Annotated in this window: 20 protein-coding genes; 8 read left to right on the top strand and 12 right to left on the bottom strand. The window is 59.3% G+C overall.

Annotated elements, in window-relative coordinates:
- The first annotated feature begins 54 nt into the window (after window positions 1-54).
- Window positions 55-537, top strand: a complete 483-nt coding sequence (locus tag RBH10_RS17305; RefSeq protein WP_045015842.1) for a heme-binding protein — start codon at window positions 55-57, stop codon at window positions 535-537.
- Window positions 538-588: 51 nt separating this feature from the next.
- Here the strand turns inward: RBH10_RS17305 and RBH10_RS17300 are convergent, their stop codons facing one another.
- Both RBH10_RS17300 and RBH10_RS17295 read right to left on the bottom strand, forming a co-directional pair.
- Window positions 589-2,472: an ABC-F family ATP-binding cassette domain-containing protein gene (locus RBH10_RS17300; RefSeq protein WP_306180950.1), complete on the bottom strand. Its 1,884-nt coding sequence runs from the start codon at window positions 2,470-2,472 to the stop codon at window positions 589-591.
- A 69-nt stretch (window positions 2,473-2,541) separates the two neighbouring features.
- Window positions 2,542-3,588 carry a diguanylate cyclase domain-containing protein gene (locus tag RBH10_RS17295; RefSeq protein WP_281036373.1) on the bottom strand — a complete coding sequence of 349 codons (1,047 nt, stop codon included), beginning with the start codon at window positions 3,586-3,588 and terminating at the stop codon, window positions 2,542-2,544.
- Between the two features lie 258 nt (window positions 3,589-3,846).
- On the opposite strand from RBH10_RS17295, the gene RBH10_RS17290 reads away from it, so the two are divergent.
- Entirely contained in the window at window positions 3,847-4,542 is a 696-nt protein-coding gene (locus RBH10_RS17290) for a glutathione S-transferase family protein (RefSeq protein WP_281036374.1), read from the top strand.
- A 101-nt stretch (window positions 4,543-4,643) separates the two neighbouring features.
- The gene (gene ndk, locus RBH10_RS17285; RefSeq protein WP_003502118.1) at window positions 4,644-5,066 is read left to right on the top strand and encodes a nucleoside-diphosphate kinase; all 423 of its coding nucleotides are present in this window, start codon (window positions 4,644-4,646) and stop codon (window positions 5,064-5,066) included.
- 101 nt (window positions 5,067-5,167) lie between these two features.
- Here the strand turns inward: ndk and RBH10_RS17280 are convergent, their stop codons facing one another.
- The gene (locus RBH10_RS17280) at window positions 5,168-5,680 is read right to left on the bottom strand and encodes a hypothetical protein (protein ID WP_281036375.1); all 513 of its coding nucleotides are present in this window, start codon (window positions 5,678-5,680) and stop codon (window positions 5,168-5,170) included.
- Entirely contained in the window at window positions 5,677-6,228 is a 552-nt protein-coding gene (locus RBH10_RS17275; RefSeq protein ID WP_281036376.1) for a CGNR zinc finger domain-containing protein, read from the bottom strand. Before RBH10_RS17275 ends, RBH10_RS17280 begins: the two co-directional genes overlap by 4 nt.
- A 58-nt stretch (window positions 6,229-6,286) precedes the next feature.
- Between RBH10_RS17275 and RBH10_RS17270 the strand changes: the two genes are divergently transcribed.
- Window positions 6,287-7,183, top strand: a complete 897-nt coding sequence (locus tag RBH10_RS17270; RefSeq protein ID WP_281036377.1) for a branched-chain amino acid ABC transporter permease — start codon at window positions 6,287-6,289, stop codon at window positions 7,181-7,183.
- 61 nt (window positions 7,184-7,244) lie between these two features.
- On the opposite strand, the gene RBH10_RS17265 is transcribed toward RBH10_RS17270, so the two are convergent.
- From RBH10_RS17265 to RBH10_RS17245, 5 genes are all read right to left on the bottom strand, one after another.
- Window positions 7,245-7,712, bottom strand: a complete 468-nt coding sequence (locus tag RBH10_RS17265; protein ID WP_281036378.1) for a molybdenum cofactor biosynthesis protein MoaE — start codon at window positions 7,710-7,712, stop codon at window positions 7,245-7,247.
- A 4-nt stretch (window positions 7,713-7,716) separates the two neighbouring features.
- Window positions 7,717-7,971 (bottom strand): molybdopterin converting factor subunit 1, encoded by a 255-nt coding sequence (gene moaD / locus RBH10_RS17260; RefSeq protein WP_045015849.1) that lies wholly within the window; start codon window positions 7,969-7,971, stop codon window positions 7,717-7,719.
- Window positions 7,971-8,558 carry a CDP-diacylglycerol--glycerol-3-phosphate 3-phosphatidyltransferase gene (gene pgsA / locus RBH10_RS17255; RefSeq protein WP_045015850.1) on the bottom strand — a complete coding sequence of 196 codons (588 nt, stop codon included), beginning with the start codon at window positions 8,556-8,558 and terminating at the stop codon, window positions 7,971-7,973. The genes moaD and pgsA overlap by 1 nt, the downstream gene beginning before the upstream one ends.
- Window positions 8,559-8,660: 102 nt before the next feature.
- The gene (gene uvrC, locus RBH10_RS17250) at window positions 8,661-10,712 is read right to left on the bottom strand and encodes an excinuclease ABC subunit UvrC (protein ID WP_306180722.1); all 2,052 of its coding nucleotides are present in this window, start codon (window positions 10,710-10,712) and stop codon (window positions 8,661-8,663) included.
- The gene (locus tag RBH10_RS17245; protein ID WP_281036380.1) at window positions 10,709-11,497 is read right to left on the bottom strand and encodes an SDR family oxidoreductase; all 789 of its coding nucleotides are present in this window, start codon (window positions 11,495-11,497) and stop codon (window positions 10,709-10,711) included. Before RBH10_RS17245 ends, uvrC begins: the two co-directional genes overlap by 4 nt.
- Window positions 11,498-11,845: 348 nt before the next feature.
- On the opposite strand from RBH10_RS17245, the gene RBH10_RS17240 reads away from it, so the two are divergent.
- Window positions 11,846-12,502 carry an outer membrane protein gene (locus tag RBH10_RS17240; RefSeq protein ID WP_045015853.1) on the top strand — a complete coding sequence of 219 codons (657 nt, stop codon included), beginning with the start codon at window positions 11,846-11,848 and terminating at the stop codon, window positions 12,500-12,502.
- Between the two features lie 117 nt (window positions 12,503-12,619).
- Here the strand turns inward: RBH10_RS17240 and RBH10_RS17235 are convergent, their stop codons facing one another.
- Both RBH10_RS17235 and RBH10_RS17230 read right to left on the bottom strand, forming a co-directional pair.
- Window positions 12,620-13,216, bottom strand: a complete 597-nt coding sequence (locus tag RBH10_RS17235) for a glutathione S-transferase (protein WP_281036381.1) — start codon at window positions 13,214-13,216, stop codon at window positions 12,620-12,622.
- Window positions 13,217-13,249: 33 nt separating this feature from the next.
- The gene (locus tag RBH10_RS17230; RefSeq protein ID WP_281036382.1) at window positions 13,250-14,023 is read right to left on the bottom strand and encodes a ribonuclease; all 774 of its coding nucleotides are present in this window, start codon (window positions 14,021-14,023) and stop codon (window positions 13,250-13,252) included.
- A gap of 208 nt (window positions 14,024-14,231) precedes the next feature.
- Here RBH10_RS17230 and RBH10_RS17225 point away from each other — a divergent pair, with 208 nt between their 5' ends.
- Window positions 14,232-15,179 carry a lysylphosphatidylglycerol synthase domain-containing protein gene (locus RBH10_RS17225; protein WP_281036383.1) on the top strand — a complete coding sequence of 316 codons (948 nt, stop codon included), beginning with the start codon at window positions 14,232-14,234 and terminating at the stop codon, window positions 15,177-15,179.
- 4 nt (window positions 15,180-15,183) lie between these two features.
- Here the strand turns inward: RBH10_RS17225 and RBH10_RS17220 are convergent, their stop codons facing one another.
- The gene (locus RBH10_RS17220) at window positions 15,184-16,047 is read right to left on the bottom strand and encodes a 23S rRNA (adenine(2030)-N(6))-methyltransferase RlmJ (protein ID WP_281036384.1); all 864 of its coding nucleotides are present in this window, start codon (window positions 16,045-16,047) and stop codon (window positions 15,184-15,186) included.
- 28 nt (window positions 16,048-16,075) lie between these two features.
- Here RBH10_RS17220 and RBH10_RS17215 point away from each other — a divergent pair, with 28 nt between their 5' ends.
- The gene (locus RBH10_RS17215; RefSeq protein WP_281037360.1) at window positions 16,076-18,304 is read left to right on the top strand and encodes a molybdopterin-dependent oxidoreductase; all 2,229 of its coding nucleotides are present in this window, start codon (window positions 16,076-16,078) and stop codon (window positions 18,302-18,304) included.
- A 57-nt stretch (window positions 18,305-18,361) separates the two neighbouring features.
- Window positions 18,362-18,985, top strand: coding sequence for an NUDIX domain-containing protein (locus RBH10_RS17210; protein ID WP_281036385.1), 624 nt, complete (start codon window positions 18,362-18,364; stop codon window positions 18,983-18,985).
- Window positions 18,986-19,039: the final 54 nt, after the last annotated feature.

The raw sequence follows: 19,039 nt of genomic DNA, 5'->3' as shown, positions 1-19,039 counted from the left end.
AGGCCGCTGCCGCCCGCCTAAGGTGTAGTCCTCACCAAGCAAGAGGACCTATCCATGATCCGTAACCTTTTTATCGCTTCCGTTCTGATCGCGCCTTCGGCAGCTTTTGCTCAGACCTTGCCGACCGCCCCGTACCTGCCGCTCGAAATGGCGGAAAAGGCAGCCAAGGCTGCACTTCAGGCTTGCTCGACAAAAGGCAATGCCGTCACCGTTGCCATCGTTGCCCGTGATGGCGCCACCAAGGTGGTGCTGAAGGCTGATGGTTCCGGCCCGCATACGGTCCCCAGCGCAACGGGCAAGGCCTTTGCCGCCGCATCGCTCGGCCGCGATACCGGCGAGATCGCGGAATTCATCGCCTCCAAGCCAGCCAATGAAGGCCTGCGGACCATGGATGAGCGTCTGGTCGTTCAGGCTGGCGGTCTGCCGATCAAGATCGGTGACGCTCTGGTCGGTGGTATCGGTGTCGGCGGCGCACCGTCGGGTGCAATCGATGCCGAATGCGCCCGCGAAGGTCTCAACGCCATCGGCGCGAAGTAACCACCGTCAAATACGGTCCGACGGCTTCGCAAGAAGCCGTCGGTTCGCGCATCACTGCGCCATCGCATCCTCATATTCGCCGGAAAGCAGCAGCCATTGCTCCTCCGCGTCGGAGAGCTTGCTGGCGGCTTCGCCACGCTCTTTCACTTTCAGCGCGGCCTTGGCGGGTGCTTTTTCGTATAGAGCGGGGTCCGCCAGCTCCTTGTCGAGCGCCTGAATCATTTTCTCAAGCTTCGCCGTCAAAGATCCGATTTCGTTGATCTTTTTCTTCAGCGGTGCGAGCTGCGCGCGCTTTTCGGCATTGGCCTTGCGCTGGTCGGCTTTCGACGTCTGGTCGGCGGTGGTCTCGGTTTTCTCTTCCTTCTTTTTGCCTGAGGAAACGACGAGGTCGCGATATTCCTCCATGTCGCCTTCGAAGGTCTTCACCGTGCCATCGGCCACCAGCCACAGGCGATCCACCGTTGCCTCGATGAGGTGACGGTCGTGGCTGATGAGGATGACGGCGCCGTTATAGTCGTTCAGCGCCTCGATCGGCGCGCGGCGGCTGTCGATGTCGAGATGGTTGGTCGGTTCGTCGAGGATGAGCAGGTTCGGCGCATGGAAGGCTGCAAGCCCCATCAGCAACCGGGCTTTTTCGCCGCCTGACAGGTCTTTCGCCGCCGTCGCCATCTTTTCCGTCGCAAGGCCCATCTGCGCCACCCGCGCCCGCACCTGTGCTTCAGACGCCAGCGGCATCAGCTTGCGCACATGTTCGACCGGCGTTTGGTCCGGCACGAGGTCGTCCAGCTGGTGCTGCGCGAAGAAACCGATCTTCAGACCGGGGGCGATGCGAAGATCGCCGGCCTGCGGGGCAAGCCGGCCGGAGATGAATTTCGCAAAGGTCGATTTGCCGTTGCCGTTGGAGCCAAGCAGCGCGATGCGGTCGTCATTGTCGATCCGCAGATTGAGCTGCTTCAGGATGGATTTGCCCGGCTCGTAACCCACGGCACCGCCATTGATGGCGACGATGGGCGAAGCGGGTTGCTTTTCCGGCTCGGGGAATGTGATCGGCTGGACGTGATCCTCGATCACGGCGGCAACGGTGCCCATGCGCTCCAGCGCCTTGATGCGGCTCTGCGCCTGGCGTGCCTTGGTGGCCTTGGCGCGAAAGCGGTCGATGAAGCTTTGCAGGTGTTTGCGCGCGGCGTCGCTTTTGACCTTCGCCTTCATCTGCAATTCGTCGGCTTCCGCTTTCTGGCGCTCGAATTGGTCGTAACCGCCGCGATAGAAGGTCAGTTTCTTCTGGTCTAAATGCACGATGGAATTGACGGCATTGTTCAGAAGATCGCGGTCATGGCTGATGATGATGACGGTATGCGGATAACGGCGGATATAATCTTCCAGCCAGAGCGTGCCTTCAAGATCGAGATAGTTGGTCGGTTCGTCGAGAAGCAGCAGGTCGGGTTCGGCAAACAGCACGGACGCCAGCGCCACGCGCATGCGCCAGCCGCCGGAGAAGGAGGAGGCGGGGCGAAGCTGCGCTTCGTGATCGAAGCCGAGACCGGCAAGAATGCTCGACGCGCGCGCTTCCGCCGAATGCGCGTCGATATCGACGAGTCGCACCTGAATTTCCGCAATCCGGTGCGGGTCGGTTGCTGTTTCCGCCTCGACCAGAAGGGCGCTGCGTTCCTTGTCGGCGGCAAGCACGATGGAGATCAGCGAATCTTCCGTGCCCGGCGCTTCCTGCGCCACCTGGCCGATGCGCGCCTGTTTCGGGATCGTCACCGAACCGCTTTCCGCCGAAAAATCGCCGGTGATGACCCGGAACAGGGTGGATTTGCCGGCGCCGTTGCGGCCAACGAGGCCCACCTTCACGCCAGCCGGAAGCGTCACGCTGGCGTGGTCGAGAAGCAGGCGCCCGGCGATGCGGGCGGAGAGATCGGTAATCGTAATCATGGCGCCGTTTTGGCCGAACTGCGTGGCCAAGGCAAGAGCTCTGGAGCCACACAGGATCAGATTACCGTTTCAACAGCCGAGCTGCGCCAGATAGCTGTTGCGGCTGTGCTGCGCCACGTCCCTGTAGTAACCGATGACGCAATTGCGCGTGCCGCAGCGCGCCGAAAGCAAGGCGAGTTCGGCATGGCCGAAAAATTCGGCGGGTGTGGCGGTGCCGTCCACTGCCGCGACGCCGATTGAAACCGTCAGATGTTCGCCTTCGCCCTCGCTGGTCACGAAGCGCAGCGCCTCCACATTTTGCCGCAACCGCTCGGCAATTGCTTCAGCCGTATTTTGCGAGACGCCGGCAAACAGAAAGGCGAATTCATTGCCGCCGATACGGGCGACGAAATCGTCCTTCTTGATCGTCTTGCGGAAGAGCGCCGCCAACCGCCGCAGCGCCTTGTTACCGGCAGCGGGGCCGTATTTGCCGTTGATTTCGCGGAAATGGTCGATGTTGAGCAGCACCAGCGACGTGGCGGACGCCGCCTGATCGCCCGAAAAGAGGTCGCCGAGTTTTTCGAGGAAAGCCGCCCTGTTGGGAAGCGCCGTCAAGACGTCACGCAAGGAACTTGCCTGAAGCTCGGCCCGGTCTTTCTCAACCTCGCGGATTTTCATCAGCCCCATGGAGACGAAATGCCGGAGGCTCGTTTGTTCCTCGTGAATATCGCCCATCAATTGCATTAACCGCTCCGTTGATGGCGGCTCAGGCTGATCTTCTTCGGAAAGGCTGGCGATGAATGTCTCGGTACGCTGCAGGCCGGCTTCCAGCCGCGCGGAAATCTGCTTCAGCGTATCGAAAGCCGTGGCTGCCATCTGCTCGGCCTCGATCTTTGAAAAGCCCGGCAGATTGTGTCTTTGGCCGACAATATCGATTTCATGCTGTTGCGGCGCGTTGCCAAGGGCAAGAATATCACGCCCCATGGCCGGATTGTGCCCGGACAATATTTCGTAGATCAATTCGTAGTTGCGCGGCAGCGGCGCAATGTTCATCTTGTCGATGAATTGTGCGATTTTGGTAAAGACGAGGCCGTTTCTTGCCTGTTCGCGTTTTTTATCGCCCGCCGATGTCGTCACTGACAGCCCCAATACCGATAGATTATTATGATGCACCGGCAATACCGGTTGTTGAATGCTATTATTCTTACAAGCAACGGTTTAAAATAGACTAAATCTGCGGAATTTTTTGGCGCTGCAAAGTGCAAATTTCCTCGTGACGAAGGTTCTTGCGCCGGAAGCGATCTTTTGATCGGTAGTATGACAAATCCTGATTTGATTTCAGGCGACGGGCGTTTTTATATCGCTGCATCGATCCTACAGAAGAGGGTGCAGCCCATGACGACCTCCAGAACTCTATATTCGCTGTGCGGAAGCGATAGCTCCCGGCCGTTTTCTCCCCATTGCTGGAAAACCGTGCTTTCGCTGGCGCATAAGGGGCTGGATTTCGAGGAGCGCCCCTTGCCCTTCACGGTCATTCCGACGGTGGAGGACGGTTTTTCGAGGACGGTGCCGATCCTGCGCGATGGCGACCAGCTGGTGAGCGACAGTTTCGAAATCGCGCTTTATCTGGATGAAGCTTACCCGGAGCGCCCATCGCTGTTTAGCGGAGAGGGCGGCAAGGCAATGGCGCGGTTCGTGGAAAGCTGGTCGCAGACGGTGCTTCACCCGGCCATTACCCGCATTGCCGTGCTCGATATCCACAATATGCTTGATGAGCAGGACCGCCTTTATTTCCGCGACAGCAGGACGAAGGCGCTTGGCCGCCCGCTGGAGGATGTAGTGGCCAACCGGCAGGCGGAAATCGCGGCCTTCCCGGCGCTCTTGGCGCCGATCCGCCGTATGCTGAGCTTCCAGCCCTTCATCGGCGGCACGTCGCCGCTGTTCGCGGACTATATCGTTTTCGGCGCCCTGCAATGGGCGAGGATCACCACCGGGGCTGATCTGTTTTCTGAAAACGATCCTGTCCGGGACTGGTTCGAGGGTTGCCTCGATCTCCACGACGCGAGAGGCCGCAGTGTGACAGCGGCGTGAAATGTCTGTCGCCATCGTCGCAATGTGTTTGATCCCCCTTGTTTTCGGGCCTTTGGGCGGGTAAAGACCGCCCACTTTCTATAGGAAAAGGAAACGGACACATGGCGATTGAACGCACATTTTCGATGATCAAGCCGGACGCAACCAAGCGTAACCTGACGGGCGCGATCACCAAGGTATTTGAAGACAACGGCCTGCGCATCGTCGCCTCCAAGCGCGTCTGGATGAGCAAGCGCGAAGCTGAAGGCTTCTACGCCGTTCACAAAGAGCGTCCCTTCTTCGGCGAACTCGTTGAAGGCATGACCTCCGGCCCGACCATCGTTCAGGTTCTGGAAGGCGAAAACGCCATCCTCAAGAACCGCGAAATCATGGGCGCAACCAACCCGGCCCAGGCTGCGGAAGGCACCATCCGTAAGAGCTTCGCGCTTTCCATCGGCGAAAACTCCGTTCACGGTTCCGACGCTCCGGAAACCGCCGCACAGGAAATCGCCTACTGGTTCGCTGAAACCGAAATCGTCGGCTGATTCAAAATATCAACGGCTTGAATCTCCCTGTCAGGGGATTGTGTGAAGCCGCTGAAATGACTCGATGAAACGGAGCCGAAAGGCTCCGTTTTTGTTTGTGTTCACGACGCCGGACACCCCTCGGCAGGCCGCATATCCGTCGTGCCGTCCGGTTTGAACACTTCCGGATTGGGCGTGTAGAGCGGGCCGACGACCAGCGGCTTGGCGGGAAGAAGCGACTGGTCGGTGTCGGAGCGGATCGTGGTCTCTATCGTTTGCAGTATATCACCCTCCGGCCCTTTTATGCGGATGGTGACCTTGTAGGGGCGGTCCTGCTTCACGCACTCGACCGGTGGGCTTTGGACGGCGATCTTTTCGTCTTTCGGGAAAATCTTGTCCTTGGTCGTCAGGTCAGGGCCGCCGCGAGGATTTTCGAACGTCGCCTCCAGCGTGCTGCCGTCGCGGATGGGCGCGATGCGCTGCAGGGTCACGAGATAGGTGGCGATCGCCACGCGGTAGTTGAAGACGAACATACGGCCGGAAATCTTGGCGACATCGCGCGGCTCGTCGCGCTGGCAAGCGGAAAGACCGAGCGCCGCCACGATTGCCAGCATTGGAATGGCAATTGTTTTCATGTCCGCTCCTCCTTTTTCCGGTGATAATGCCGGCTGGCTTTCTGCCGGTTGCCGCAAACCGTCATGTCGCACCAGATCCGGCTTCTGTTCTTGCTGCGGTCAATGAAAAGCCAGCCGCAATTGCCGCAAATCTTCAGCCGTTCCTGCGTCTCTGCCGAAAGCAGCGACAGGGCGGAATGGGCGGTCGCATTGCCAAGGCTTTCCCTTAAGGGAAACGACCGCAGCGCCGTGCCGCAGGCGAAGAGAAGCTCGGCAAGCCTGCCATCGTCATTACTGCCATTGGCGATCGAAGCACGGAAATAGTCGTCGATAGCCTCACGCAGACCGAGAAAAACCGGCCGCTTTTCCGCTTCGGGCGCAAAAAGGGCGGGAAACCTGTCGCGCTCTGCCCCCAGCCGGGTCGACGCCTCGGCAAAGGTGGCGATCTGCTCGGGCGCGGCGAAACGGTCGACTGATTTTGCCGCGTCGGCGCGCAGGATGACGCTATTGGCGACATCGAGGGCCAATGCGCCGCCTGCAAAACGATGTTCTGTCCAGCGAAATGTCATGCCACATTATAACTGTCAAAATGGATTTTAATAGTTATAATGCGACGGGGAGGACGGATTGGCTTATTTCCTGCAACAATTGCTGAATGCCGTGCCGGTAGCCTCGCTTTATGCGGTTTTGGCTTTCGGCTATGCCATCGCCTTTTCGGTCACCAAACGGGCCGATGTCACCTATGGGGCGATTTTCGCTTTCGCCGGCCAGACCTGCCTGCTGTTTGCCGATTTCGGCTGGAACCGGCTGTGGCTGGTCTTGCCCGCAACGCTTGCCCTTGGGGCAGGGGCGGGCCTGTTCGGCGGGTTATGGGCGGCGGCTTTCATCGGCAGGGCAGTGATGCGGCCGCTGGCAAAAGCCTCCCCAAATGCGGTGACGGTCGCCTCCATCGGCGTGCTGATTGCGCTCACCGAAAGCGCGAGGCTCGCCGCCGGCACGCGGCAATTATGGCTGCCGCCGCTTTTGTCCGAGCCGGTGCGTTTCTGGGCCGACGGCAGCTTTGCGGTTACCCTGACGCCCATGCAGATGCTGAACACGGCTGCCTTCTGCCTGCTCGTTCTCGCAGGCTCCTATTATTTGCGACGTTCCGGTTTTGGCCGCTGCTGGAAGGCTGTGTCGGACGACGCTTTCGCCGCCTCGCTTTGCGGGGTGAATGCGGGCAGGATATTCCTGCTGTCCTATTGCGCGGCGGGTCTCGTTGCCGCCATCGCCGGTGTGCTGGCGACGTTTTATTACGGCACCATGGATTTCGGCGCTGGTCTGGTGTTCGGCCTGAAGGTCGTGTTGATTTCGGCAGCGGGCGGTTATGCAAGCCCGCTTCTCTGCGCGCTGGGAGCCGCCGCCGTCGGCTTTGCCGAAACGTTATGGGTCGGTTACGGTCCGGTCATCTGGCGGGATGCGGCGGTTCTGGCGCTTCTGGTCGGCTGGCTGATCGTCATGCGCAGCAGGGTACAGGCGCCTTAGAACATTCCCAGGAAAAGTGGTGTCCGGTTTTCCGTCAGTAAATGCGAGGAAAGACGAAGCGTTACCGCCACTTGTCCCTGGCCGTGTCGTCGGTCGCCTTTGCCGCAACCCAGTCACCCGTCGTGCCATCCTTGCCGTGTTCCTTCTTCCAGAACGGGGCGGATGTCTTGAGGTAGTCCATCATGAAATTGGCGCCGTCGAAGGCGGCCTGCCGGTGGCTGGAAGCGGCGATGACGAGGACGATATTTTCGCCGGTGGCGATCTTGCCGTGGCGATGGATGGCGGTGAGGCCAAGAAGGGCGAAACGTTCAATGGCGAGTTCGGCAATGCGGGTCATTTCCGCTTCCGCCATACCGGGATAATGTTCGAGTTCCAGCGCCGCCAGCGTGCCGCCATCATCACGGCAAAGCCCGGTGAAAGCCACAACCGCGCCGATGCTCCTGTCGCCTTCCGTCAGCCTGCGGGTTTCTTCCGCGGCGTCGAAATCCTGTGCCTGCACCCGGATTGTCGGCTTGACGGCTGGCTGCATCCGCTCATCCCCCGGTCATCGGCGGAAAGATGCCGATTTCGCGCGCCCCGGCAATGCTCTCGTCATGTTCGACATGTTCCTGATTGACGGCAACGCGAATGACATCGGGGAATTCAAATGCAGCTTCGTAATTTTCGCCACGGGTCGAAAGATAGGCGATCAACTCGCCGGCCGTCGTCACGGAGGAGGGGATGTCCAGCTCCTCTTCTGCCGTACCGATCTTTTCGCGAACCCAGGCGAAATAAACGATCCGCGCCATCATTCTTCGTCCACGATGTGCTTGAGACCTGCCTTGAAGTAATCATAGCCGGTATACATGGTGAGTGCCGCGGCGAGCCAGAGAAGCGTAATTCCCATCTCGGTCGTGTAGGGCAGAACCTTGTCGCCCGCAGGACCGGCAAGCAGAAAGGCGATGGCAACCATCTGGATGGTGGTCTTCCATTTGGCGATGCGGGTAACGGGAACGCTGACCTTCAGCGCCGCCAGATATTCGCGCAGGCCCGAGACCAGAATTTCGCGGCAGAGAATGGTGATGGCGGCCCAGAGCGACCAGCCGGCAATGGTACCGTCAGCGGCCATCAGCAGCAGTACGGAAGCCACCAGCAGCTTGTCGGCAATCGGGTCCAGCATGCGGCCGATATTGGAGGTCTGGTTCCAGATACGCGCCAGATAACCATCGAGAAAATCGGTCAGCGAGGCGATGATGAACAGCCAGAGCGCGGTCCAGCGCGCAAAATCCGAGCTTTCCAGTTTTCCTTCGACGTAAAAACACAAAACGATGACAGGAACCGCCAATATGCGGGCATAGGTGAGGAGATTGGGAATATTGTATGCGCGCGAAGCCATGGGAAACCTGTCAGTCTGGATAAGCTGCCTTGATGCCGCCCCTGACGCATAGGGTCAACACGTTATTATGTTTTTTTAGCAGTTCGTCACGACAGCGCGGCGTCAATCGCCACCACTCTCGTGGAAGTGATTGTAGATTTGCCGCGCTACCGCTTCGGAAATGCCGCTGACGTTCATCAGATCGTTGAGACCGGCACGGGAAACCGCCTTCGCAGTCCCGAAATGCTGCAGCAGCGAGCGCTTGCGTCCGGGGCCGATCTCCGAGATTTCATCCAGCGGATTGCGTACCATTTCCTTCTTGCGCCGCGCCCGGTGCGAGCCGATGGCGAAACGGTGCGCTTCGTCGCGCATGCGCTGGATGAAATAAAGCACGGGATCACGCGGCGGCAGGGAAAAATCGCTGCGGCCATCCGCGAAGAAACGTTCACGGCCCGCCTCGCGGTCCACACCCTTGGCCACACCGATGGCGATGACGCTGTCGCGAATGTCGAGTTCATCGAGAATGGCGCGCACCGCCGTCATCTGTCCCTGACCACCGTCGATCAGGATCACATCCGGCCAGGCGGGGAAAGGCATGTCGGCGGCTTCCTCCGGTGTCGGCGCCAGCGTCTGCTCGCGGTTGGGCTTACCCTCATCTTTCAACAGGCGCGAGAAACGACGGGTCATCACCTCGCGCATCATGCCGAAGTCGTCACCGGGGGTGATGTCGGTCGATTTGATGTTGAACTTGCGGTATTGGTTCTTGACGAAGCCTTCCGGCCCCGCCACCACCATGCCGCCCACGGCATTGGTGCCCATGATGTGCGAGTTGTCGTAAATCTCGATCCGGCGCGGCACATAGGGAAGGCCGAAGGTCTCCGCAAAACCCTTCAGTAACCGCGCCTGCGAGGATGTTTCCGCCAGCTTGCGGCCATGCGCCTCGCGCGCATTGGCAAGAACATGGTCGGTAATGTCTTTCTTCTCGCCGCGCTGCGGCACGCTGATCGTCACCTTGTGTCCCGCTTTTTCACCGAGAGCAGCGGCCAGCAGTTCCTGTTCCTCCACCGTTTCGGACAGCAGGATTTGCTTCGGCACGGGCTTGTCGTCGTAAAACTGTGCCAGAAACGCATTGAGGATTTCTGAGCCGGGCAGGGACGGGTCCGCCTTCGGGAAATACGCGCGGTTTCCCCAGTTCTGCCCGGTGCGGAAAAAGAATACCTGAATGCAGGATATGCCGCCTTCGTGATGAATGGCGAAGACATCCGCCTCTTCGATGCCGGCGGGATTGATTCCCTGATGGCTCTGGACGTGGGAAAGCGCAGCCAGCCGGTCGCGATAAACGGCGGCGCGCTCGAAATCGAGATCCTCGGCCGCCTCGTTCATCTGCCGCGCGATTGCGGTCTTGACGCTCTGGCTCTTGCCGGACAGGAAATCCTTGGCTTCCTTGACGAGTTCCGCATACCCCTGATCGCTGACCTCATGCGTGCAGGGGCCGGAACAGCGCTTGATCTGGTAAAGAAGACAGGGTCGTGTGCGGGTCTCGAACACGCTGTCGGTGCAGGTGCGGATCAAGAAGGCGCGTTGCAGCGAATTAATCGTGCGCCCCACGGCGCCGGCAGAGGCGAATGGCCCGAAATAATCGCCCTTGCGCGCTCTCGCACCCCGGTGCTTGAAGATCGCCGGCGCACGGTTATCGGCGGTGATAAGAATATAGGGAAACGACTTGTCGTCACGCAAAAGCACATTAAAGCGCGGCCGCAAGCGTTTGATGAGATCCGCTTCCAGCAGAAGCGCCTCTGTCTCCGTGCGGGTGGTGACGAATTCCATATGGGCGGTCAGCCGCACCATCTGGGCGATGCGGTTGGAATGCACCCGGCCCTGCGCATAGTTGCCGACACGCTTCTTCAGCGAGCGCGCCTTGCCGACGTAGAGAACGTCGTTCGCCTCGTTGAACATGCGGTAGACACCCGGCGAGTTCGGCAGGTGTTTGACGAATTCGCCGATCAGATCCATGCCCTTTAGGCCGGATCTGTTTTTCCAGCCGGCATTCCAGTCCATGCCGACGACGTCGCGCGGGGCCTCTGTCGCATCTGTTGCGGCAAGGCTGGCGTCGTCGTCTTCATCATCGGTCTCATCGAACAGAATACCGCCGTCAGGCAGCTTCTTTCCGTTCATTCAGTTATCTCCGCCACATCAGGGGTTTCCCAGCCAAGATGCTGGCCGCCGTCGAGCGCGATCATTTGTCCGGTGATCGACGGCGTGTCGAAAAGAAAGCGAATCGTCCGCCCGAACTCGTCGGGTTCCGGACCACGCTTTAATATAAGGCCGTCGATCTGCGCCTGAAAGTCCTCCGGCGCCTGTCTTTCGCTTTTGAAGGAAGGCCCCGGTCCGATGGCGTTGACCCGTACCCGCGGCGCAAAGCTCTGCGCCATGGTTCGCGTCGCGGTCCAAAGGGCGGATTTCGACAGCGTATAGGAGTAAAAACGCGGCGTGAGCGCAAGCACGCGCTGATCGATGACGTTGACGATCAGCCCGGATTTATCCTGCGGCAATTGCTGGACGAAGGCGGCCGCAATGAGGGATGGCGCCCGGACATGCACGGAAAAATGCGCGTCGAAGATCGCTGGATCGGGTGTTTCCGCCGAATCGTCGAGAAAGATGGACGCATTGTTGACGACGACGCCGATGGGGCCGAGAGCGGAAGACGCCTGTTCGACAAGCGCCATCGTCGGCGATGATTGTGTCAGGTCCGCCTGAACGGCAACGGCTCTGCCACCTTTTTGCCTTATTTCGTTAGCGAATTCCTCGGCTTGCGCCATCGAGGCATTGGCGTGCACAGCAATCGCAAAGCCATGGGAGGCCAAATCCGTAGCGATCGCCCGCCCGAGCCGCCGGGCGGCACCCGTTATCAAGACTGTCTTCGGTATATTTTCTTTCACAGCGGACCTGCATTTGCTCATACACGCCCTATTTGCTGGATATAAACGCAAATCGCAAGCTGTCCGTTGACGGTAAAAGAATTGTGTCTGTTTTTACTCACAATGTAATTTCAATTTAATTTGAATAAAACTAAGTTTAAATTCGATCTATTGGAAATTAAGTTTCCGGTAGGGTTAATAAAACCCTTGTGGCAATTAGGCAACGTCTAATTCTAGTCACGCCTCTGCCCCAAACAATTCACATTTTGGCTCTTTGATCTCCGCATTCTCCCATCAAATTCAGTTTCCAGAGGGGCGATTAACCCGACGATTTTTACCGCGTCTAAAAACAATGTTTTGAGTACGGCGCGGTCCTGAAAGGAGAATAACATGCGTATTTTCGTAGCAACCCTTATGGCTTCGACCATTGCAGCTGCCGGTTTCTCGGCTGCTCACGCTGCTGACGCCGTAAACGACGTGCCGCAGGCACCGGTCGCCTACGACCAGCCCGCTCCGGTCAAGAACTGGACCGGCGCTTACCTCGGTGGTACGGCCAACTACGATTGGGGCCGTTTCAGCTCCAGCAACGACGGTCGTGACGCCAAGGGCGCCGGCGGCGGTATCTACGGCGGTTACAACTGGCAGAACGGCCAGATCGTTTACGGTGCCGAAGCAGACGTAAACCTCGGCCGTGAACGCGGTTCCGCTGGTACGGTTGGCGGCAACGCCGTCGAAGGCAAGCAGGGCGTCAACGGCTCGCTGCGTGCCCGCGTCGGTTACGACATGAACCCGTTCCTGCTCTACGGTACGGCTGGTCTCGCAGCCTCCGACAACAAGGTACGTGACGCGACCTCCAAGGACAGCGCAACCGCCCTCGGTTACACCGTCGGTGCCGGCGTTGAAGCCATGGTTACGGACAACATCACTGCCCGTCTGGAATATCGCTACAGCGACTACCAGAAGAAGGACTACAGCCTGGACTCCGGCGCGTTCTCGCGCGGCTTCGACGACCACTCCGTCAAGGCCGGTATCGGCGTCAAGTTCTGATCCTTCAAGGATCGGTAAAGGAAAAGCCGGGGTTTACGCCCCGGCTTTTTTTGTTTTTGCAATTCGCGACCACATCAATGCCCGGCGATCAGGCCGGGCATCGTTCTCGCATTCGCGTCAGGCGGCGGCCTTCATTTCCGTATAGGCTTCGAAGCGCTTGCCGAATGTCTCCGGCCATTGCGCCAGCGCCTCGTGGCCCTCAGCCCATTCGCCGGCAAAACGCAGGTCGAGATAACCGATCAGTGCCGCAAGGGCGAAATGGCCGCCATGCAACTTCTTGCCGGTTTTCGGCAGGTTGGCATTGAGATGATCGAGGCCCTTCACGGCCTTTTTCCACTGCTTGTCGATCCATGGCTGGTGGACCTTGTCTTCAGGACGGGAGCGGCGCTCGTAAACGATGGCCAGCAGGCAATCCATGATGCCGTCGCAGAGCGCTTCCAGAATTTCCGCTTCCGTGCGCTTGCCGTTCTTTTTCGGGTAGAGTTTGCCGCCCGAAAGACGGTCGAGATAGTGCATGATCGCGACGCTGTCATAGACCGAGCCGCCATCGTCCAAAAGCAGGACCGGAATTTTGCCGAGCGGATTGTTGTCCGTAAGCGTTGCGGGTTCGGCATTGGTGTCGACTGTTACATTGGTAATGTCGATGCCGAGATGGCGGGCGGCCATGCGCACCTTGGCGGAGTAGGGGGAAGTGACGGAATAAAGCAGTTCCATAGTCGGGTCCTGACGTATGTTGGCGTGTGAGTGTTAGCGTATGGGGACGATTTCGGTGGCGCTGGCGCGGCAACCCTTGCGGTCAAGCTCCGGGCAGTCGCGGAATGTCATGTCCTTGTTGAGGCAGATGCGGACTTCCTCCAGGCGCTTCCCGTCGCAGCTAATCGAGACCCCGCGTTTCGACAAGCCAGGATTGGCGTCGGTAAAGGCGGTTTCGATGGCGTCGGCGGAAAGGGGCGCACTTTCAGCACCCGAGGCAATCTTCTCCGGCAGCCTGACTGCCTCGAAAGCGGATCGGACTGTCGAGAAATAATCCTTCTGCGAAAGACCGGAGCAGGCGCCGTGTTTGCGCCACTCGTGGCCGATCAGGCCCATGGACGGCATGATGTCGAGCATCGTGCGGCCGATAGCCTCGGGCACACGGTCCGGCTCGCTGCTCGTACAGAATTCGGGATAGCCGTTTTCGTTCTGTGGCCAAAGCCCGTGAACGACGAAGCCGTAACGCCTGTCGCTGCCGCATTGCTGGCGATTGCCGGAGCCTTCCGAACTGGCGCAGAACGCCGGTGACCACGACAGGGAAAGAACGTAAAAATCGAAGCCCGTTCCGGCGGGCATGGGGTTTTTGCCCGCATCGCGCCGGGGAATTCCCGGCTGGGACGTGTCCGGCCTGGAGTTGCCGGCGGGCTGCGTTTGCGATTGCGTCTGCCGGCTGGTGGCAGAACCGGTCGGGGCTGGGATTTCCTGCGAGAACCACAGGGCCGCAAGCGACAGAAGACCGAAGGCGATGAAACCGGCATAACGCTTCATTCCGTGCACGCTCTCCGGAAAATGAACAATCTCATATCGCCGAAAGACGACGATCCGGTCTTACATCAACTTGTGAACGGGGCAAACGGGCAATCTTCGATGAAAAGGTTGAAAGCTTCGCCGCATAACGAATAGAGTCGACCGAATCTTCTGCGGAAGCGGAAATCGGGTTGGGGTGAGGCCGGAGGAAATAGGCGGGCATGACCGCATGACATTGAAGAAATACATCTGGCCGGTCATTGGTCTGGCGACGATCGGTTTTTCGGCCTGGTTGCTCTATCACGAGCTGCGAGGGCTTTCACTCGATGATCTCTGGGAAAGTCTCACCGCCATCCGCGCGCGGGACTGGATGTGTTCCGGCCTGTCGACGCTTGTGGCCTATGCTGCCCTTGCCGGTTACGACCGCATCGCTCTCCAGCATCTCGGCCGCAAGGTGAACTGGTTCTTCATCACGCTCACCTCCTTCACCACCTATGCGCTTTCCCACAATGTCGGCGCATCCGTATTTTCCGGCGCCGTGGTGCGATACCGGGCCTATACGTCCAAGGGATTGAGCGCTGCCGAAGTCGGTGTTCTCGTCGGCCTTTGCTCCTTCACCTTCATCATCGGCACGATCATGCTGATTGGTCTGGTGCTGCTTTACGAACCTGATATTACCGAGCGCTTCACCGGCATCCTACCCGTCGAGGCATCGACGACCACCGGCATCCTGCTGCTTGTTGTCGTCGCACTTTACGTGCTCGGCAGTCTGCTGAAGCTGAGGCCGCTGAAAATCCGCTCGTTTTTCCTGCCCTATCCGGTACCGAAACTGGTGGCGCAGCAGCTGGTCATCGGTCCGATCGAGCTGATCGGGGCGGCAGGCATCATCTATTTCGCGCTGCCGGAAGCCGGAAATCCCGGCTTCATGATCATTCTCGGGATTTTCCTGATTTCCTTTTCGGCGGCGCTGATTTCACATGCGCCGGGCGGGCTTGGCGTGCTGGAACTGGTCTTCGTCACCGGCCTTCCGGATATGAACCCTGCCGACGTGATTGCGGCGCTGCTGGTATTCCGGCTGTTCTACCTCATCATTCCGTTCATCATGGCCCTGTTCGTGATCCTGTTCTTTGAGCGATCACAGCTTGCGCAGGCGCAGAAGAGAGAAGGGGCGGGGTAAAACCTCAATCCTCTTCCGGCTTCTCCTCGCCACGCAGCCAGAAGGCGCGGTGTGAGGCGTATCTGTCCTGCGCCATGACAGTCTTCAGGAACGGCAGCAGCGTGTGTAGCTCGTCCTTCAGCGTATAGGGCGGGTTGACGACGATGAGGCCGGAGCCGCTCAAGCCTTCAAGCCGGTCGCTTTTGACGGACAGTTCCGCACACAGCATCTTTGGAATGTCGAAAGATTGCAGCCGCTCGTGGAAATCCCGGATCGGAGCACCCTTTTTCAACGGATACCACAGGCAATAGGTGCCGGTGGAAAACCGCCGATAGGCTTTGTTCAAGCCATCGGCCAGCCGCTGATATTCGTTTTCAAGCTCGAAAGGCGGATCAACGAGGATGAGGCCGCGCTTTTCCTTCGGCGGCAGATGCGCGCCGAGTGACAGCCAGCCATCCAGCTCCGTCACGCGAGCCTGATAATCCCCCTCGAACAGGCGTGACAAGGCGCGTGCGTCGTCCGGATGCAGTTCCATGGCCGAAAGCCGGTCCTGCGGGCGGAACAACATGCGCGCGAGTTTCGGCGAGCCGGGGTAGAATTGCATGCCGCCATCTGGATTAAGTTCACTGACGGCGGAAAGATAGGGCTCCAGCAATTCGGCGATGGGAGCGGGCAGGTCCGCCTCCATTAGCTTGCCGATGCCGGTCTGCCATTCGCCTGTCTTTTGCGCCTCTTCAGAGGAGAGGTCGTAAAGGCCGATGCCGGCGTGGGTGTCCAGCACGCGAAATGCCTTGTCCTTGTTTTGCAGGTAACGGACGAGGCGGGCGAGAACGGCGTGTTTGAGAACATCCGCGAAATTGCCGGCGTGGTAGATGTGGCGATAGTTCATGGATGTGTCTCGCTTGCCGATGGTGATGATGAATATTCTTGATGGACGTCACTTCGGCCTTTTTGCCGCATCGCTGATGCAATATAGAAAAGACATGAACGTTGCGACCCCGATTTCCACTAAAAACGCCACCCCGAAGGCCGAAGGTGCCACGCGCATCGGCCACACGGTCTGTCCGCACGACTGTCCGAGCGCCTGCGCGCTGGAAGTCGACATCAATGCCGATGGCCGCATTGGCCGTGTGCGCGGCGCCAATGCCAATACATACACCGCTGGCGTCATCTGCGCCAAGGTGGCGCGTTATTCCGAGCGCATCTATCATCCCGGCCGTCTTTTGACCCCGAAGCGCCGCAAGGGCGCGAAAGGTGCCGGCGACTGGCAGGAGATTTCCTGGGAAGCGGCGCTGGACGAGGTCGCCGACGCTTTCGTCAAGGCGGAAGCCCGGCACGGCGCCGAGGCCATCTGGCCGTATTTCTACGCCGGAACCATGGGGCAGGTGCAGCGCGATTCCATCGAGCGCCTGCGCCATGCCAAGAAATATTCCGGCTTTTTCGGATCTATCTGCACCAACATGGCCTGGACGGGTTACGTGATGGGCACGGGGGCTCTCCGCGGTCCCGATCCGCGCGAGATCGCCAAGGCCGATGTTGTGGTCATCTGGGGCACCAATGCGGTCGCCACGCAGGTCAATGTCATGACCCATGCGGTCAAGGCCCGCAAGGAACGCGGCGCAAAGATCGTCGTCGTTGATATCTACGACAATCCGACCATGAAACAGGCGGATATGCGCATCGTCGTGCGCCCCGGCACCGATGCAGCGCTCGCCTGCGCCATCATGCACATCGCCTTCCGTGACGGTTACGCCGATCGCGATTACATGGCGCGCTTTGCCGACGATCCGGCCGGGCTGGAAGCGCATCTGAAGACAAAGACGCCGCAATGGGCTTCCGAAATCACCGGTCTTTCGGTTGACGAGATCGAGGATTTCGCAAGGTTGGTCGGTACGACGAAAAAGACCTTCTTCCGGCTGGGTTATGGTTTTGCCCGCCAGCGCAATGGCGCCGTCGCCATGCATGCTGCTCTTTCTATCGCGACGGTGCTCGGCTCCTGGCAATATGAGGGCGGCGGCGCCTTCCACAACAATGGCGATATCTTCCGGCTCAATAAGGCGGAACTGATGGGAACGGCCTATGCCGACCCCGATGTGCGCCAGCTCGACCAGTCCCAGATCGGCCGTGTGCTGACGGGGGATGCCGAAGCGCTGCGGCACGGCGGCCCGGTGACGGCACTGCTCATCCAGAACACCAACCCCGTCAATGTCGCACCCGAGCAGCGGCTGGTGAAGCAAGGTTTCCTGCGCGACGATCTTTTTGTCGCCGTGCATGAGCAATTCATGACCGAAACGGCTGAGCTGGCCGATATCGTGCTGCCGGCCACCATGTTCCTCGAACATGACGACATCTACCGCGCCGGCGGCCAGAACCACATTCTGCTTGGCCCCAAACTGGTGGAGCCGCCGGATACGGTGCGCACCAACCTCTTCGTCATCGAAGAACTGGCGAAACGTCTCGGTATCGATCATATGCCGGGCTTTGGCCTTTCCGCCCGCGACCACGTTGACCGCATGCTGAAAGTCAGCGGCTGGGGTGATTTCGATACGCTGGCGGAAGAAAAATGGATCGATGCGCAGCCCGCTTTCGAGGTGGCGCATTATCTCGAAGGCTTCGGCTATGGCGACGGAAAATTCCGTTTCAGCCCCGAATGGGCGACGGGGCCATCTCCGAACAAACCGCCGAAAAACATTGGCGTGATGGGACCGGTTTCGCAATTTCCGAAGTTCCCGGATCAGGTCGATGTCATCGAAACCGCCGACGGCGACCATCCCTTCCGGTTGGCGACATCGCCGGCGCGCAACTTCCTGAACTCCACCTTCGCGGAAACGAAAACCTCCGTGCAGAAGGAAGGCCGTCCGGAACTGATGATCTGTCCCGAAGATGCCAACCGCAAGGGTATCGCCGATGGTGACATCGTGCGTATCGGCAACGGCCGCGGCGAAGTCCGCCTCCATGCGAAAATCGTGGAGGGCGCCAGACCCGGCGTTCTGGTTGCCGAGGGGTTGTGGCCCAACAAGGCGCATCTGGACGGCGAGGGCATCAACGTGCTGACCGGTGCCGATGCCGTTGCCCCCTATGGCGGCGCGGCTTTCCACGACAACAAGGTGTGGCTCCACCGCGACGATCAAGCCAGCGAGGCTTGATATTGCACCGCAACAGGGCCAGGTTGAAAACTTCCACGACAGGCAAGGGAATATCCGGTGACACAGACGCAAGCGAAAAACGCTCCGGCCGATACTGATACCGGCAGGGTCCGACTGGTGGAAAAAGAAACGGTGTGGAAGGGCTTCGTGCATATGCAGAAGCTCGTTTTCGATCAGCGCATGCCGGATGGCAAGACGATCCGCATCGTGCGGGAAGTCCACGACCACGGCAGCGCCGCCGCCATCCTGCTTTACGATGCCAAACGCGATAGCGTGGTGATGGTGCGCCAGTTCCGCCCCGCCGTCTTCGTGAACGGTGATCCAAGCTTCATGATCGAAGTGCCGGCGGGTCTTCTCGATGACGACAACGCAGCCGATGCCATTCGCCGTGAGGCGATGGAGGAATCCGGTTACGCGGTCGAGAAGGTCGAATATCTGTTCGACATGTATGCAAGCCCCGGAACGCTGACCGAAAAAGTCAGCCTGTTTGTCGCCAGTATCGATCTCGACGTACAGGCCGGCAGCGGCGGCGGGCTGGAGACCGAAGGCGAGGATCTGGAAGTCCTGACCTACGGCCTCGACGAAGCCGTTGCGATGATCGCGTCTGGCGAAATCACCGATTCCAAGACGATCATTCTATTGCAATGGGCGATGTTGAACCGGGACAGACTTTCCCGTTGAATGCTTGCTCGTGATGAGGAGATTATACGTAAGTATACTCTAAATTACTTGAAA

It is taken from the genome of Rhizobium sp. AN73 (assembly GCF_030757975.1).
GTDB classification, from domain to species: domain Bacteria; phylum Pseudomonadota; class Alphaproteobacteria; order Rhizobiales; family Rhizobiaceae; genus Agrobacterium; species Agrobacterium arsenijevicii.
This window is presented reverse-complemented; position numbering and strand designations above follow the sequence as displayed.